Genomic DNA, 15,664 nt, shown 5'->3' on the forward strand with positions numbered 1-15,664 from the left:
CGGGTGACCAAAGCGCGAACCACGCTCCTGCTCGGCGGGCGCGTCTACAGCCCCTCGGCCCCCGACGCCACCGCCATGGCGATCACGGACGGCACCGTCGTCTGGGTGGGACAGGACGGCCCGGCCAAAGCACTGCATCCCGACGCCGAGGTGGTCGACCTCGACGGCGCCTTCGTCGCCCCCGCTTTCGTCGACGCGCACGTCCACGCCACCGCGACCGGCCTGCACCTCACCGGGCTCGACCTCTCCGGGATCCGAAGCGCCGGCGAGCTCCTGGCCGCGGTCCGCGACGCCGTCCGGCCCGGGCAGGTGCTGGTCGCGCACGGCTGGGACGAGTCGCGCTGGACCGACGGCCGGCTGCCCAGCCGCGCGGAGATCGACGAGGCGGCCGACGGAACGCCGGTGTACCTGAGCCGGGTCGACGTCCATTCGGCGCTCGTCTCCAGCGCGCTCGTCGCCCTCGCCACCGGCGTGCACGACGCGCCGGGCTGGTCGCCCGACGGACCGCTGACCCGCGACGCGCATCACCTCGTCCGCGCCGCGATGCGGGAGGCGATCTCGCCGCAGCAGCGACGTGAGGCCCAGCGCGCGTTCCTCGCCGAAGCCGCCGCCCGCGGGGTCGTCAGCGTCCACGAATGCGCGGGCCCGGACATCTCCGGCGCCGAAGACCTCACCGACCTGCTCGCGCTCGCCGCGGAGCCGGGCCTGCCGGAGGTCGTCGGCTACTGGGGTGAACGCGGCGGCGTCGACACAGCCCGCGCGCTGGGTGCCAGGGGAGTGGCCGGCGACCTGTTCGTCGACGGCGCGCTCGGCTCCCGCACCGCCGCGCTGCACGAGCCGTACACCGATGCCCACGGCGACTCCGGGACGCTCTACCTCGACGCCCCCGCGATCGCCGAGCATATCGGCGCCTGCACCGAGGCCGAACTGCAAGCCGGCTTCCACGTCATCGGCGACGCCGCGGTGGCCGAGGTCGTCGAAGGATTCCGGCTCGCGGAGAAGACCGTCGGACGGCGGGCGCTGGCCGCCCGGCACCACCGGCTCGAACACGTCGAGATGATCGACGCCGTCCAGGCACGGGAACTCGCGGGCTGGGGCGTCGTCGCGTCGGTCCAGCCGCAGTTCGACGCGGAATGGGGCGGCACGCACGGCATGTACGTCGACCGCCTCGGCGCCGAACGGGCCCCGAAGCTCAATCCCTTCGCCGCCATTGCCGCCGAAGGACTTCTGCTCGCCTTCGGCTCCGACGCACCGGTCACGCCGGTCGACCCGTGGGCAACCGTCCGCGCCGGGACCTATCACCGCACCCCCGGGTCGGGGTTGTCCGCTCGCGCGGCTTTCACCGCTCACACCCGCGCCGGGCACCGTGCCGCCGGGGTCAACGACGGGGTCACCGGCAGCCTGGTCCCGGGCGCTCCCGCGCACTACGCGATCTGGGACGCCGCGGACCTGGTCGTCGCGACCCCGGACTCGCGGGTGCAGCGCTGGTCGACCGACCCGCGGGCGGGGGTGCCGCCGCTGCCGAACCTGGAAGAAGGAGCGACGCTGCCCCGCTGCCTGCGCACCGTCCGCGACGGGCAGGTCATCCACGACGTGTTCACCCGGACGGCCTAGGGTTCAGACGTGTCTGAGACCGTCACGAACGTGGCCCCCGAAGCAGCGCCCCGGAAGCGATTCTCCCGCGCCTGGCTCCTGCGGTTCCTCGTCGCCGCGGCGTCGGGGTTCACGCTGTACCTGAGTTTCGCGCCGCGTCCGCTGTGGTGGCTCGCGCCGCTGGCGTTCACCGGGTTCGCCCTGGCGGTGCACGGACGCCGGTTCCGGGGCGCGTTCGGCTACGCGTTCGTGTTCGGGATGGGGTTCTTCCTGCCGCTGCTGACCTGGCTGCTGGACTTCCTCGGTCCCGATTTCGGGCCGTGGCCGTGGCTCGCGCTGTCGATGGCGCTGTCGGTGTACCTCGGTTTCGGCGGCGCGTTTGCCACCGTCGTGTGGCGGCTGCCGCTGGGGCCGATGTGGGCGGCGCTGGTGATCATCGCGCTGGAGACACCGCGGACCTGGTTCCCGTTCGGCGGTTTCCCGTGGGGCCGCGTGGCGTTCAGCCAGCCCGAGGGCGCGTTCCTCCCGCTGGCCTCGATCGGCGGCGCCCCGCTGGTCGGTCTCGCCGTCGTGCTGACCGGATTCGGGCTCGCGGCGCTGTGCCTGCGGCTCAAGGGAGCCGACCCTCGGCGTTCCCTCGTGGCCGCGTCGGCGCTGACGCTGGTGCCGGTGGTGGCCGGGCTGGCCGTGTGGCCGACGATCGGCACCGACGCCCAGGACGGTGAACTCACCGTCGCCACGGTGCAGGGCAACGCTCCCGACATCGGCCTGGCGCTGGAGGGCCGCCGCGACGAGCTCCGGAACAATCACCTCGCCGAAAGCGGCCGGCTGCTCGAAAAACTCAAGGCGGGCAACACCAAGGTCGATCTGCTGATCTGGCCCGAGACCGCGATGGCCATGCGCACCGGGGACGCGGGTGTCGACCAGATGGTCCGTGACTACGGCACACAGGCGATCATCGGCGCGCTGGTCCGGCTGCCCGACGGCACGGCGCAGAACTCCGCGCTCGTCTGGGATCCGGTGACCGGCCCGGGACAGCGCTACGCCAAGCAGCAGCTCGTCCCGTTCGGCGAGTACGTCCCCGCCCGCGAGGTCGCGAAGCTGGTGACACCGTTCGTCGACAGTGTCGCGAACATGACGCCGGGTGACGGCGCCAACGCCGCCCTGTCGGTCGCGGGGACCAAGGTCGGGGTCTTCATCTGCTACGAGACCGCGTTCGACTATCCGGCCCGGGAATCGGTCGCCGACGGCGCCGAACTGCTCGTGGTGCCGACCAACAACGCCTGGTACGGACCGGGGGAGATGAGCTACCAGCAGCTGGCGATGTCGCGGCTGCGGGCGGTCGAGCACGGTCGCGCGGTGATCGTTTCCGCTACCAGCGGAGTCAGCGCGATCGTCGCCCCTGACGGTTCGATCACCGCCTCCACCAGCCTGTTCACCGCAGACTCCCTGGTGGGGCGCGTACCCCTGAGGCAGCAGACTACGCTGTCGGATCTACTCGGTGTAACGACGGAGTACGGGCTGCTGGCCCTGGCGATCGCCGGGGTTACCGGCGGGTACGTGATCCGTTTCCGCACCCGGCGCGCGAGCGCCGCCAAGGCAACGAGGGAAGCGGCGGGCTGACCCGCCGGAACACGGAGGAAAAGCGGATGGCGCAGGCGCCACGGGGGGCCCAGGGAATCGACCCGGTGCTGGTGGTGGTCCCGACGTACAACGAGCGGGACAACATCGGCCCGATCCTGGAACGCCTGCTCAAGGCACTCCCGGACGTGAACGCCCTCGTCGTCGACGACGGCAGCCCCGACGGGACCGGCGACGTCGCCGACGAACTCGCCAAGGCCGACGAGCGGATCCACGTCATGCACCGGACCGAGAAGGCCGGTCTGGGCGCCGCGTACGTCGCCGGATTCCGCTGGGGTCTCGCCCGGGACTACGCGACGATCGTCGAGATGGACGCCGACGGCTCGCACGCGCCGGAGGATCTTCCCCGGGTACTGGCGGCTCTCGAGGACGCGGACCTGTCCATCGGCTCCCGCTACGTCCCCGGCGGCAGCACGGTGAACTGGCCGTTCCAGCGCAAGGCACTGTCCTGGGTGGCGAACTTCTACGCGAGGATCGCGCTCGGCACGAAGATCAACGACATCACCGCGGGTTTCCGCGCGTACCGCCGGACGGTGCTGGAGAAGCTCCCGCTCGACGAGATCGCCTCGCGCGGCTACTGCTTCCAGATCGACCTGGCGTTCCGCACGGCGCTCGCCGGCTTCGAGGTGGTCGAGGTGCCGATCACCTTCACCGAACGTGAGGTCGGTCAGTCGAAGATGAGCGGTTCGGTCGTGCGCGAGGCGATCGTCCTGGTCGGCATGTGGGGCCTCAAGCGTCGCTGGCAGCAGCTTCGCGGGCTGGCCAAGAAGGGCTGACCCCCAGCACGCTCACGCCGAGCTTCCCCAGTTCCCGCACCGTCGGTTCGTCCGGCGCCGCGTCGGTGATCACGCCCGCGACGTCGGACAGGGGGAGCACGGTGAACGGCGAGGCCGCGCCGATCTTCTCCGAACTGGCCAGCACGTAGGTGTCGGCGGCCCGTTTGGCGAGGGTGCGTTTCATCGCGGCCTCGTCCGAGTCGCCGGTGGTGAGCCCGGTCTCGTGGTGCACTCCGGTGACGCCGAGGAAGAACAGATCGGCGTTGATCCCCTCGGCCGCCTCCGCCGCGGCCGCCCCGCAGGTGACGGCGGAATGCTTGAAAAGCCGTCCGCCGATCAGGAACACCTCGACCTTCGGATGCGTGACGAGCGCGGCCGCGACCGTGGGGCTGTGCGTGACGATCGTCGCTTCGAGGTCGACGGGGAGCGCCTTCGCCAGCGCGAGGGCGGTCGTGCCGCCGTCGAGGATGACGGTCGATCCGAGCCGGATCAACGCTGCTGCACGTTTCGCGATGCGTTCCTTGCCCGCAACGCTGACCGCCATCCGCGTCGCGTAGTCCGCGGTGGCGGGGGAGACCGGCAGAGCTCCGCCGTACACGCGCTGGCAGAGTCCGGCGTCCGCGAGTTCTCGCAGGTCGCGACGGATGCTGTCCTCTGATACGCCGAGTTCGGCGGCAAGGTCCTTGGCCACGATCCGGCCTTCGGTCTTCAGGCGTTCCATCAGCAGATCTCGTCGTTGCGCAGCCAACATGTGCACGTTCCTCCTTGTTCTTGCCGATTGTTGCACATTATGCTCCGCCGCATGAGCAAACCTCTGATGATCCTCATCGCCGGCCCGTTCCGCTCCGGCACCGGCGACGACCCCGAACTGCTCGCCCGCAACCTCGCCCGGCTCGAAGAGGCCGCCTGGCCGATCTTCCGCAGCGGACACGTGCCGATGATCGGCGAATGGGTCGCGCTCCCGGTGCTGCGCGGCGCCGGCGGGAAGACCGTGGCCGACCCGGTCGCCAAGGAGGTCATGTACCCGACGGCCGACCGGCTGCTGCACCACTGCGACGCGGTCCTGCGCCTGCCGGGCGAATCCACCGGCGCCGACCAGGACGTCGCCATCGCACTGTCCCGCGGGTTGCCGGTCTATCACCACATCGAAGACATCCCGGGCTATCAGGCCGCATAATGCGTAACTCGACCGAGCGTGACGTTTATCGGGGAAGGTGAGCCGTGACCGGTCAGGTCTGCGGGGTATGCGAAAGGCCCTTGCCTGCGAAGGCGTCTTCCCGCGGACGCGCGGCCGTCTACTGTTCGGCCGCGTGCCGTCAGCGGGCCTACCGGTCACGGCGCGACCCCGCCCCCGACATGCAAACCCTCATCGCCGAGGTCGGCCGCGTCGCGAACCGGCTGGCACCTCAGCCGCCGGACGTGTTCCTCACCGATCTCACCTCCCTCACCTCCGACGTCGGCAGGCTGCGGCGCATCGCTCAACTGGCACTGCGGACCAAGGACGAAAACGTCACATCGGAGCCCGTGACGGAAACCGTCGACGAGATCACCTTCGCCGGGAGGATCGAGGAGCACCAGCGAGAGCTGCGCGTGCACTGCTACCGCATGGTCGGGTCCTACGACGACGCGGAGGACCTCGTCCAGGAGACATTTCTGCGAGCGTGGCGCGGCCGCGAAGGGTTCGAAGGCCGGTCGAGCTTCCGCGCGTGGCTCTACCGGATCGCCACCAACACCTGCCTCGATTTCCTGCGGCGCAACAAACGGGTCCCACGTCCCTACGACCCGTTGCCCGACGTGGAACAGGGCGAACCGCCTCAGTTCCTGCCCTGGTTGCAGCCGTTCCCGGACGACTCCGCGGAGATCGCCGAGACCAGGGAGACGATGGAGCTCGTCTTCCTGGCCGCCATCCAGCACCTCCCGCCGAAACAGCGGGCCGTGGTGATCCTCAACGACGTCCTCGGCTGGAAGGCCGCCGAAACCGCGGACCTGCTGGAAACCACCGTCGCTTCGGTCACCAGCGCCCTTCAGCGCGCACGCCCCACGCTGCGCGAACGCCTGCCGGAACGCCGCGCGGACTGGGCAAAGACCGTGCGGCCGACCGGGGAGGAGCAGGCGATCCTGCGGCGCTACATGGCCGCCGCCACCGCCAACGGGGACAGCCGGGTCATGGCCGAGCTGCTCAGGGAGGACGTGCTGGTCACGATGCCGCCGAATCCGCTGTGGTTCTCCGGGCGCGAGGTCTTCCTCGACTTCGTCGCCCAATCCCTCGATCCCGCCTCACCGACGTACTTCGGAGAGTGGAAACATCTTCCGGCCGTGGCCAACGGGCTCCCCGCCGCAGCGGGCTACGTCCGGCGGCCCGGCACCCGGATCTACCGGGCACAGGTGCTCGACGTGCTGCGCATCGAAGACGGGAAGATCGCCGAGATCACCGCCTTCGAACCGCACCTGTTCCCCGCGTTCGGACTGCCACTGACGCTGACCTGAAGGACCGATGAGATCTCCGTGCCTTCCGCGTCTCAACGGTCGTAACCGATAACGCGGAAGGAAAACCCATGAGCCTTCAGAACAAGAACGCGATCATCTACGGCGCCGGCGGGGCGATCGGCAACGGCGTCGCCAAAGAGTTCGCCGCACGCGGAGCCCGCGTCTTCCTCACCGGCCGCCACGAACCGGCACTGACGAAGCTCGCCGGCGAGATCAAGGAGGCCGGGGGACGAGCCGAAGTCGCCGTCGTCGACGGCCTCGACGAAACAGCGGTCGACGCGCACGCGGCCTCCGTCGTGGCCGAAGCGGGCAGCATCGACGTCTCGCTCAACCTCGTCCCGCGTGGCGACATCCAGGGCATCCCGCTCGTGGAGATGTCGGTCGAGGACTACGTCCGCCCGATCACCGCAGGCATCACGACGAACTTCATCACCGCACGCGCCGCCGCCCGGCACATGATCGCCCAGGGCTCCGGCGCCATCCTCGCCCTCGACAGCGGATCCGCCCACGGCAGCCCGATGATGGGCGCCACGGGCTCGATCGACGCCGCGCTGGACACCTTCATCCGCAATCTCGCCGTCGAGATCGGACCGCACGGCGTCCGCGCGCTCGGCATCTGGGTCGCGGGCATCCCGGAAACCTTCACGCCCGAGAAGCTCTCCGCGGTGAACAACCAGCTGCCGGCGACCCCCGAAATGGTGCAGAACGTCCTCGACGGCCTCACCGAGGCTCGGATGACCAAGCGCTCACCGCGCCTCGCCGAGGTCGCCGCCACGCTGGCGTTCCTCGCCTCCGACGACGCCATGGGGATCACCGGCACGTTCGTCAACGTGACCAGCATGTACCCCAGCTGACCGAGCTGTCCCCAGCTCCGCCAGCTCCGCCAGCACCGCCCGGATCGCGGGACTCGACTCGGCACTGCGGCGCCACGCGGCATGCACCTCGCGCGTCGGCGGGCGCCGCAGCGGCCGGGCGATGAGCCCCTCGGTCAAAGGCGGTCGCGCCAGCCGCGGGATCAGTGCGAGGACCTCGCCCGAAGCGACCAGCGACAGCTGCGTGGAGAAGTCGTCCACCAGGTGCCGCACGTCGGGCTCCTCGGGCGAACCGGCGAACAGCCGCCGGAACCACTGGTGGCAGACCGTGCCGGGCGGACTGGTCACCCACGCGTGCCCGGCCAGATCCGCACCGTCCAACGGTGACCCGGCTCGTGCCAGCGCGTGGGTCTCGGCCATGACGACGTCGCCGAGGTCGGTGTGCACCAGGCGCCGGGAGAGAGCGGGGGACAGCGGGACGGGCAGGCCGTCCGCGTCGTGCAGGAGCGCGAGGTCGGCGGTCCCGGCGTCGACGCTGTGCAGCGCCTGGTCGGGGTCCTGCTCGCTGATGCGCAGACGGAGACCGGGGTAGCGCGCCAGCAGCCGCGGATGGACGGGGGCGAGCAGCCCGCGGATACCCGTCGAAAACGCGGCCACGCGCAGGACACCGCGAGGCGCGCCCTCCGCGACCGACTGAGCGGCCTCGGCACAACGCTCGAGCGCCTGGAACACCTCCAGCGAGGAGTCGACGACGGCCTGCCCGGCCGGGGTGAGCACGACTCCGCGTCCCGCCGGAGCGAGTACGGGCATCCCGATCTGGCGTTCCAGCCGTTTGATCTGCTGCGACACCGCCGAGGACGTGAAGCCCAGCTCGTCCGCGGCCCGCGCCAGCGTCCCCAGCGCGGCCACCGACCGCAGCGCCCGTAGCGCACCCACCTCGATCATGAATCCAGGCTACGCAATATTGACCAAAAAGCATCGCTGGACCGCAGGTATCGACGCCGAGAGGATCGGCGTCATGACCGAATCGCTCTTCGGCTCCAACCTCGTCGCCATGGTCACCCCGATGGAACCCGGCGGCGCACTCAGCGAACCCGGCCTCACCGGCCTGGTCGACCACCTGCTCACCACCGGCTGCGACGGCATCGTCGTCGGCGGGACCACCGGCGAAGCACCCACCCTGACCGACACCGAAGCCGCCCGGCTCGTCCGCACCGTGACGAACCTGGCCGGGAACAGCGCCCGCGTGATCGCCGGCGTCGGCACCTACGACACCACCACCTGCATCCGACGCGCGAAGGAAGCCGAAGCGGCCGGAGCCGACGCACTCCTGCTCGTCTGCCCCTACTACTCCAAGCCGACCCAGGCCGGGATCGTGGCGCACTGCCTGGCGGTGGCCGATGCCACCGAACTACCCGTGATGCTCTACGACGTCCCCGCCCGTACCGGGACCGCCATGGAGGCGGCCACCCTCATCGAGCTCGCCCGCCACCCCAGGATCCGGGCCGTGAAGGACGCCAAGGGCGACCTGTTCGAAGCGATGTCGGTCATGGCACACAGCCCGCTGGCCTACTACTGCGGCATCGACGAACTCAACCTGCCCTACCTCGCCGCCGGCGCCACCGGCCTGGTCAGTGTCGTGGGCAACGCCTACGCCGACCGCAACGCCGAGCTCATCCGAGCCGTGCGCGGGGGAGAGCTCGACACCGCGCGAGCCCTCAACGCCGCGCTGCTTCCCCTCGCCGACGCGATCATGCGCACCTCACAGGGGGCGATCATGGCCAAAGCCGCACTGGCCGAACTCGGCGTCATCCCACACGCGGCGGTCCGGCTCCCGCTGCTCGAATCGCCACCCGAACACCTGCGGCGGCTGCGCGACGCCCTGACACCTCTCGCCGCCGGCCTGCTCCCTGCCTGACCCGCGCCCGCCGGATGTCATGAAAGGGTCGTTCCTGACGTTTTTTGTCCTGAACGGCCCTTTCATGACATCCCGGAGACGTGACGAAGCCCCCGCGGAGGGAGGTCGCGGGGGCTTCGTCGATTCGTGGTGGGGCTAGCTACTTGTGCCGTGCGTCAGGCGGACCGGGTGGTCCTGCGTCCCTTCAGCTCGGCGAGACGTTCGTTGAGCAGATCTTCGAGCTCCGGGATCGAACGGCGCTCCAGGAGCATGTCCCAGTGCGTCCTCGGGGGCTTGACCTTCTTCTGCTCCGGCTGCCCGCCGTCCACGATCTCGGACTCGCTGCCGTGCAGCCTGCACTCCCACACCGAGGGGATCTCGGCGTCGTCGGAGAAGGGCACCTCGAACTCGTGGTTCTTGGGGCAGGCGTAGCGCACGGTGCGCCGAGGGGCGAGGTCGTGGTTGCGGTCGGTCTCGTAGCTGACCGCTCCCAGCCGGCTTCCACGGAGAACACGGTCGGCCATGATGGGGGTCCTTTCAGTCAGCTCCGGGTGGAGCCAGGGTGATGCTCACCCTATGCAACGACGGAGGGGGCCAGAGGATTCCCTGGACACCATGTCTTTGCTCACGATGAGCTGTGTCACCCGGTGGCAACAGCTTCTCCTAGTAGGAGTGATTTCGCGCTCTGGCGTGACGTCAATACGGCCATCTTGGTGCGGATATCCCCCAGATGGGCTAGTAGTACGCCTGTCACGTCAACCGTAACTGACCGTGTTGGGCCGAGGAGGGCCCCAGGTCGCCCAGTCGAAAGTGCCGACGGCACAATACCTGATAACGGACCGTATTCGGTTCGCCCTCGGAACGTGATGCCGATGAACTTTCAACTAGCGACTGCTCGGTATCCGCCACGACCACAGTGTCCCCGGCCCGCAGAACCTCACCGTCGGCCACCCTCGCGTTGAACCGCCCCGTCTGCCCGCACCAGCACAACACCTCGACCTGAACCGGCTGCAACTCGTCCGCCAGCTCGAACAACCGCGCCGCCCCCGGGAACAGCACACTCCGGAAATCCGTCGCGATACCGAAGCAGTACACGTCGATCTGGACGTCATCGGCCAGTTCAGCCAGCTGATCCACCTGAACAGGTGACAAAAACTGAGCCTCGTCGACGATCAAGTAGTCCACGTGCCGACCGGCCGCCCACTGCTCACGCACCAGCAACCGCAGATCGGTCCCGTTCCCCACCTCGATCGCCTTGCGCGTCAACCCGATCCGGCTGGTGATCTGCGGCTCACCGGACCGGTCGTGCCGCACCAGCACCATCCCGCGACGACCCTGCCGCGCGTGGTTGTGGTCGATCTGCAGCGCCAGCGTCGACTTCCCGCAGTCCATCGGCCCGTAGCAGAACTTCAGCTTCCCGACGACCGGCACACCCCGCCGTGAACCCGCCACCGGCACCGACGACAACGCGTCCGTGGGATCCGGGCCACTCTCCTTCAGTACGGTCACGACGCTCGACCCTATCGGCACCCTCCGCCCTCACAGCACCGCCGGTGGTCGGTTACCCGCAGCCTCGATCGCACGACGCACCGGCACCAGCCACACGAACACGAAGCCGAGCACGAAGAAGATCACCAGCGCGATGATCGCCCACCGGAACGAGCCGGTGATCTGCCCGACCGCCGCGAACAGCAGGGGACCGAGCCACGACGTACCCCGCTCACCCACCACGTACAGCGAGAAGTACTGCGCGTCCTTCCCATCGGGGATCATCTGCCCGAACAACGACCGCGACAACGCGTTCGTCCCGCCCAGCACCAGCCCGATCCCGACCGCCACCGCGTAGAACTGCACCGGCTGACCGGCCTCGATGAAGAACGCGAAGCACAACACGACCACCCAGGCCACCAGACTGCCCAAGATCGTCTTCTTCGCCCCGATCCGAGCCGCGATCGCCCCGTGGATCATCGCCCCGGCGTACGCCAGGAACTGGATCACCAGGATCGTGACGATCAAGACCTGAGTGCTGTACTTCAGCTCGTCCTTCCCGTACTGCGCCGACACCGCCACCACCGTCGTGATCCCGTCGGTGAAGACGAGGTAGCTCCCGAGGAACGCCAACGTCAGGGGATAGGCTCGCGCCTCCTTGATCGTCCGCTTCAGCTCCTTGAACCCGGCCGTCAGCACCGACAGGCCACGCTCGGCCGACTTCGGCACATGAGTCTGGGGGAGCGCCCGCACCGCCGGGACCGTGAACACCGCCCACCAGATCCCCGACGTCAGGAAGCAGATCTGGATCGCCAGATGCTCGCTCACCCCGAAGAAGTCATGCCCCATGAAGAACCCCAGCTGCAACGCCAGCGCCAGACCACCACCGAGATACCCGAACGCCCAGCCCTTCGACGACACCGCGTCCCGCTCGTCCGGCTCCGCGATGTCCACCAGGAACGAGTAGTAGACGACCAGCGCACCGCCGTAGCCGATGTTGGCCAGGATGAACGTCCAGACCCCGACCTCCCAGTTCGTCCCCGCGATGAAGAACATCAGCGCCGACGCCAGCGCCCCCAGGAACGCGAACCCGCCCAGAATCCGCCGCTTGTGCCTGCTCCGGTCCGCGATCGCGCCGGCGATCGGCAGCACCAGCACCTGCGTCACCGTCGCGACCGACAGCAGATACCCCCACAGCGACCCGGCCGGGAAATGCAGCCCGAACAACGAGACGTCGCAGTTCTGCAGCGTGCTCGAAGCACCACTCGAATCGGTGCACGCCCTGTCCCCGTTAAGGGTGAAATTCGTCTTGGCATCCGCGGACGCGATATCGCTCAAATAGAGCGCCCCGAACACCGTGATGACCGACGAATAGAACGGCGAATTGGCCCAGTCGTAGAGGTACCAAGCCCGCCACACCCGCTTGCGTTCACGGGTCACGGCCACCGTCATGCACTGCTCCTGAAGTCGAGAACGTCGAGGTCAGCGGGAGACTACTGGTGATCACGGCGCCCTGTCCGGCACGAGTCCGGACCGTGTTCGTTTCGACGCGCGACGAACTCTTCCCGGCCATCCGCCAGACCATCGTCGGCGTGTCGTTGCCACGAACCACGTGTGTTTCATGTGAGGCTGGTGAGCGAGCTGTGACTCTTGTGAAGCAAGTGTCCGGTATTTACTGTTCCGCTCATGAGGACCCATCGCCTTCGCACAGCACACCGCGTAGTGGCGAGAACGCTCCTGCTCGCCCTCGCCATCACGGGCTTGCAGATCGCCACCACCGGATCCGCCGCCGCGGATCCCCACGGCTCCCACTGGGCCAAGCTCCGCATGTGTGAATCGAGCGGGCGCTACAACATCAACACCGGCAACGGCTACTACGGCGCCTACCAATTCGACCTGCCCACCTGGCGCAGCGTCGGCGGCCAAGGACGCCCCGACCAGGCCAGCCCCCGCGAACAGGACTACCGGGCCCTCTACCTCTACCGCATGCGCGGCTGGCAACCCTGGGAATGCGCCGGCAAACTCGGCTTCCGCAACGACGGCGACGGCCGCAGCAAACGCGTCCCGTCCTATGAGGACTCCGCCTACATCGGCGGGGGAGGACAACCCGCACCGCCGCCCCCGCCCAAGCCGAAGCCCACCCCGCCCGCCCCTCCCGGCGGACCCAAACCCGCCTGGCCCGGCGTCGTCTACGCCTACGGCGACTGCGCCGCACCACTCAAGCAGTTCCAGCTACGGATGAACGCCTACGGCTACGGCTTCACCGGAACCGGCTGCTACTACGACAAGACCCGCGAAGCCGTCCTCGCCCTCCAGCGCGCCAACGGCATCAACGACTCGGGCCGCCTCGGACCCAAGACCTGGGACGCCGCCTGGAACGGCAAACCACCCCGATGACCACCCGCGTTTAGTCCTCTGAATGCGCTCAAAACGCATTCAGAGGACTAAACGCGAAATCACGAAGGCCAAGCACCCCGCTCCCGAAGCACCTCACGCAGCAGATCCGGCCGATCCGTCACGATCCCATGCACCCCCAGATCCAGCAGCGTCCGCATCTCCGCCGGATCGTCCACCGTCCACGTGTGCACCTCGAAACCCCCACGCGTCGCCTGCCGCAGGAACGCCCGGTCCACCACCTTCAACCGCCCCTGCCGCACCGGCACCTGCGCCATCACACCCCGCGACAACGCCCGCAACGACACCAGCGGCACAAAACCGTTCGCCCACATCACCGCCACCGAACGCGGCCCCATCGCCGTCACCAGCTTCGGCCCCGCCAGCTTCCGGATACGCGCCAACCGCGCGTCGGAGAACGACGCCGCCGCGACCCGGTCATGCGCACCGGTCCGCTCGATCGCCCGCACGAAGGGCACCACCGCGTGGTTCGACTTGATGTCGATGTTGAAGCGCGCCTCCGGCAACTCCTCGAGGACGTCCTCCAGCCGCGACAACGGCGCACGCCCCCCGATCTTGACGGACTTCAACTGCGCCCACGTCTGCCGGGAGATCAACCCCGCACCATCGGTCGTCCGATCCAGCGACGCGTCATGATGCACGACCACCACGCCGTCCGACGTCGCGTGCACGTCCGTCTCGAGGTAGCGGTAACCCTCCGTCACCGCCTGCTGGAAGGCAGGCAACGAATTCTCCAGTCCTTCCAGGTCACCGAGGTGCCAGCCCCGATGGGCGAAGGCGCGCGGAAGCGGATCGGCGAGGTACGGAAACAGTGTCGACACCCCTCTAGTGTGCACTTCGGTCGTGGCCCCGGCGTGAGCGTCCGATGGCCAGCTAGGGTCTGGTTCGTGAGGGAAGTGGCCGAACACCCCAAGACGTCCGCCGAAGAGGTGTCCGAGCTACGCCGCGCCGGGGCACCCAAACACTGCGGATGGTGCGGCCGACGGATCGAACAGGGCGGCAATGTCGGCAGGCGCCGCCGCTACTGTGGGCAATCCTGCCGCCAGCGCGCGTACGAACGCCGCACCGCCCTGCAGCGCAGCGGCCTCCCGGAAGACGCCGTCGTCCTCTCCGACACCGAGATCGCCACCCTGCAGGACCGGCTCTTCCAACTCCGCTGCGCCGCGGAAGACGTCGTCACCGCGGCCGACGACGGCGCCTCCATCGCCGAACTCCGCGGTCTCGCCGGTGAGATCGCCCAGGCGGCCAAGGACCTCGAACAGCTCCGCTGACCTACACGATCCCGTCCAGCGCCCGATACGTCCGGTTGCTCGCGGCAGCCGCCCGCTGCTCGCGCCCCGTCGCCTCGATGTAGTTCTGGCTGGTCGCCAGGCTCGCGTGCCCCAGCAGCGCCATGATCTCCGACGCGGTCGCGCCGTCCTCGGCCAACCGCGTCGCGAACGTGTGCCGCAACGCGTGCAGGTTCGCCCCGACCGGCACACGGTCGTGCAACCCCGCCCACCGGTAGCAGGACTTGACCAGGTACTCCAGCGCGCCGCGGCCGATCGGCTCGCCGGCGCGATCCCGGAGGAGGGGAGTGGAGGGTCCGAAGCGCTGCTGGGGGAAACGACGGCGACAGGAGGCCAGGTACTCCTCGATGATCTTCTCCATGATCGGCTGTACCGGGATCGACCGATCGCGGCTTCCCTTGCCGTGGACGTGCAGACGCATCTCACCCTGGCGGCCGACCAGCGACCGTGCCGTCAGCGCTCGCATCTCCGCGGCACGCAGTCCGGCGACCAGCCCGAGCGCGATGACCAGGACGTCCCGCTCGGGCCACGGATCCCGCGTCCGGCGCGAGCCGTCCGCGGCCGCAGCGAGCAATTGCTCCGGGGTTTCCTCGCCTCGCAACGGTTTCGGCGTCAGCGGAGGCGCTTTCGGCCGGGCGACCGCGCCCATCGGGTTGCCCGCGAGCAGCCCGTCGGACACGCAGAAGGTGAGAAACTGGTTCCAGGTCGACCAAGCACGCAAGACCGAGCTCTTGGCGTGGGTGTCCGCGAAGGCACCGAAGGCGTTGCGGAGGGCCTGGGCGGTGAGCATCTCGACGGTGAGTTCGTCAGGGGAGCGGTCCAGCTCGCGGAGCAGGAGAGCGGTGATGCCGGCGAGGTCGCGGCGGTACGCGTCGGTGGTGTGAGGAGAATCCTTACGGGGACGACGTGCGGCGAAAAAGGCTTGCTGTGCCTCGGAAACCCTCATGAGCATCTTGTACCGCATGGCACCGACAGTCTTACACTGGGTTATATTCCGTTTCATGCATAATAGTGATTATGCATGAAACGGAGTGACGGGTCCGGAAACCTCTCGCGGGGGGATCCCGGCTCGCTCGCCGCCCTCAGGTGTGTCATGAAAGGGCCATTCCTGACGTTTTTCGTCCTGAACGGCCCTTTCATGACATTTGAGCCACCTGGACGGCCTCACGACTCACGGGAGGTCGCCTGGCTGCCCGGATCGACGACCCGGGCCGAAGCTGACGCCTCCGCCGATCTTCGGTGATCAAGATCCCCGTATTGATTCGT

Annotated in this window: 16 protein-coding genes; 9 read left to right on the plus strand and 7 right to left on the minus strand. The window is 68.8% G+C overall.

Going from position 1 to position 15,664, the window contains the following annotated elements; genetic code table 11:
- Positions 1-3 precede the first annotated feature (3 nt).
- The 3 genes from IE302_RS04710 to IE302_RS04720 are packed head-to-tail and all read left to right on the plus strand — an operon-like array spanning position 4 to position 4,010.
- Complete coding sequence (locus tag IE302_RS04710; RefSeq protein WP_191252053.1) at positions 4-1,614, plus strand: amidohydrolase; 1,611 nt, start codon at positions 4-6, stop codon at positions 1,612-1,614.
- 9 nt (positions 1,615-1,623) lie between these two features.
- Complete coding sequence (gene lnt / locus IE302_RS04715) at positions 1,624-3,216, plus strand: apolipoprotein N-acyltransferase (RefSeq protein ID WP_191252055.1); 1,593 nt, start codon at positions 1,624-1,626, stop codon at positions 3,214-3,216.
- 26 nt (positions 3,217-3,242) lie between these two features.
- On the plus strand, positions 3,243-4,010 hold the full coding sequence (locus tag IE302_RS04720; RefSeq protein WP_191252057.1) for a polyprenol monophosphomannose synthase: 768 nt from the start codon (positions 3,243-3,245) through the stop codon (positions 4,008-4,010).
- Here the strand turns inward: IE302_RS04720 and IE302_RS04725 are convergent.
- A complete protein-coding gene (locus IE302_RS04725) occupies positions 3,964-4,761 on the minus strand; it encodes a DeoR/GlpR family DNA-binding transcription regulator (RefSeq protein WP_191253109.1) in 798 nt (265 codons plus the stop codon). The two genes, IE302_RS04720 and IE302_RS04725, sit on opposite strands and share 47 nt — an antisense overlap.
- Before the next feature lie 51 nt (positions 4,762-4,812).
- On the opposite strand from IE302_RS04725, the gene IE302_RS04730 reads away from it, so the two are divergent.
- The 3 genes from IE302_RS04730 to IE302_RS04740 all read left to right on the plus strand — a co-directional run bounded on the left by IE302_RS04730 (position 4,813) and on the right by IE302_RS04740 (position 7,351).
- Positions 4,813-5,187, plus strand: coding sequence for a DUF4406 domain-containing protein (locus IE302_RS04730; RefSeq protein ID WP_229907598.1), 375 nt, complete (start codon positions 4,813-4,815; stop codon positions 5,185-5,187).
- Between the two features lie 179 nt (positions 5,188-5,366).
- The gene (locus IE302_RS04735; protein ID WP_229907599.1) at positions 5,367-6,497 is read left to right on the plus strand and encodes a sigma-70 family RNA polymerase sigma factor; all 1,131 of its coding nucleotides are present in this window, start codon (positions 5,367-5,369) and stop codon (positions 6,495-6,497) included.
- A 68-nt stretch (positions 6,498-6,565) separates the two neighbouring features.
- Positions 6,566-7,351 carry an SDR family NAD(P)-dependent oxidoreductase gene (locus IE302_RS04740; protein WP_191252061.1) on the plus strand — a complete coding sequence of 262 codons (786 nt, stop codon included), beginning with the start codon at positions 6,566-6,568 and terminating at the stop codon, positions 7,349-7,351.
- Here the strand turns inward: IE302_RS04740 and IE302_RS04745 are convergent.
- Entirely contained in the window at positions 7,244-8,254 is a 1,011-nt protein-coding gene (locus tag IE302_RS04745; protein ID WP_191252063.1) for a LysR family transcriptional regulator, read from the minus strand. The genes IE302_RS04740 and IE302_RS04745 overlap by 108 nt on opposite strands.
- Before the next feature lie 73 nt (positions 8,255-8,327).
- Between IE302_RS04745 and dapA the strand changes: the two genes are divergently transcribed.
- Entirely contained in the window at positions 8,328-9,227 is a 900-nt protein-coding gene (dapA, locus tag IE302_RS04750) for a 4-hydroxy-tetrahydrodipicolinate synthase (RefSeq protein WP_191252065.1), read from the plus strand.
- A 155-nt stretch (positions 9,228-9,382) separates the two neighbouring features.
- Here dapA and IE302_RS04755 read toward each other — a convergent pair whose 3' ends face one another.
- The 3 genes from IE302_RS04755 to IE302_RS04765 all read right to left on the minus strand — a co-directional run bounded on the left by IE302_RS04755 (position 9,383) and on the right by IE302_RS04765 (position 12,146).
- Positions 9,383-9,730, minus strand: a complete 348-nt coding sequence (locus tag IE302_RS04755) for an RNA polymerase-binding protein RbpA (protein ID WP_005151365.1) — start codon at positions 9,728-9,730, stop codon at positions 9,383-9,385.
- A 226-nt stretch (positions 9,731-9,956) separates the two neighbouring features.
- Complete coding sequence (locus IE302_RS04760) at positions 9,957-10,715, minus strand: thymidine kinase (protein WP_191252066.1); 759 nt, start codon at positions 10,713-10,715, stop codon at positions 9,957-9,959.
- A gap of 30 nt (positions 10,716-10,745) precedes the next feature.
- Positions 10,746-12,146 carry an MFS transporter gene (locus tag IE302_RS04765; RefSeq protein ID WP_191252068.1) on the minus strand — a complete coding sequence of 467 codons (1,401 nt, stop codon included), beginning with the start codon at positions 12,144-12,146 and terminating at the stop codon, positions 10,746-10,748.
- 270 nt (positions 12,147-12,416) lie between these two features.
- Here IE302_RS04765 and IE302_RS04770 point away from each other — a divergent pair, with 270 nt between their 5' ends.
- Positions 12,417-13,091 (plus strand): transglycosylase family protein, encoded by a 675-nt coding sequence (locus IE302_RS04770; RefSeq protein WP_191252070.1) that lies wholly within the window; start codon positions 12,417-12,419, stop codon positions 13,089-13,091.
- Positions 13,092-13,150: 59 nt separating this feature from the next.
- On the opposite strand, the gene IE302_RS04775 is transcribed toward IE302_RS04770, so the two are convergent.
- Positions 13,151-13,930, minus strand: coding sequence for a glycerophosphodiester phosphodiesterase family protein (locus IE302_RS04775; protein ID WP_191252072.1), 780 nt, complete (start codon positions 13,928-13,930; stop codon positions 13,151-13,153).
- Between the two features lie 66 nt (positions 13,931-13,996).
- Between IE302_RS04775 and IE302_RS04780 the strand changes: the two genes are divergently transcribed.
- A complete protein-coding gene (locus IE302_RS04780) occupies positions 13,997-14,380 on the plus strand; it encodes a hypothetical protein (RefSeq protein WP_191252074.1) in 384 nt (127 codons plus the stop codon).
- 1 nt (position 14,381) lies between these two features.
- Here IE302_RS04780 and IE302_RS04785 read toward each other — a convergent pair whose 3' ends face one another.
- The gene (locus IE302_RS04785) at positions 14,382-15,362 is read right to left on the minus strand and encodes a tyrosine-type recombinase/integrase (RefSeq protein WP_191252076.1); all 981 of its coding nucleotides are present in this window, start codon (positions 15,360-15,362) and stop codon (positions 14,382-14,384) included.
- Positions 15,363-15,664 lie beyond the last annotated feature (302 nt).

The sequence above is a fragment of the Amycolatopsis oliviviridis genome, assembly GCF_014654365.1.
In the GTDB taxonomy this organism is placed as follows: Bacteria; Actinomycetota; Actinomycetes; order Mycobacteriales; family Pseudonocardiaceae; genus Amycolatopsis; species Amycolatopsis oliviviridis.

Excerpts from the sequence above, each read along its gene's own strand:
- IE302_RS04755 (WP_005151365.1), bottom strand. The coding sequence starts at position 9,730 with ATGGCCGACCGTGTTCTCCGTGGAAGCCGGCTGGGAGCGGTCAGCTAC.
- IE302_RS04765 (WP_191252068.1), bottom strand. The coding sequence starts at position 12,146 with ATGACGGTGGCCGTGACCCGTGAACGCAAGCGGGTGTGGCGGGCTTGG.
- IE302_RS04720 (WP_191252057.1), top strand. The coding sequence starts at position 3,243 with ATGGCGCAGGCGCCACGGGGGGCCCAGGGAATCGACCCGGTGCTGGTG.
- dapA (WP_191252065.1), top strand. The coding sequence starts at position 8,328 with ATGACCGAATCGCTCTTCGGCTCCAACCTCGTCGCCATGGTCACCCCG.
- IE302_RS04785 (WP_191252076.1), bottom strand. The coding sequence starts at position 15,362 with ATGCGGTACAAGATGCTCATGAGGGTTTCCGAGGCACAGCAAGCCTTT.
- IE302_RS04725 (WP_191253109.1), bottom strand. The coding sequence starts at position 4,761 with ATGTTGGCTGCGCAACGACGAGATCTGCTGATGGAACGCCTGAAGACC.
- IE302_RS04745 (WP_191252063.1), bottom strand. The coding sequence starts at position 8,254 with ATGATCGAGGTGGGTGCGCTACGGGCGCTGCGGTCGGTGGCCGCGCTG.
- IE302_RS04730 (WP_229907598.1), top strand. The coding sequence starts at position 4,813 with ATGAGCAAACCTCTGATGATCCTCATCGCCGGCCCGTTCCGCTCCGGC.
- IE302_RS04740 (WP_191252061.1), top strand. The coding sequence starts at position 6,566 with ATGAGCCTTCAGAACAAGAACGCGATCATCTACGGCGCCGGCGGGGCG.
- IE302_RS04735 (WP_229907599.1), top strand. The coding sequence starts at position 5,367 with ATGCAAACCCTCATCGCCGAGGTCGGCCGCGTCGCGAACCGGCTGGCA.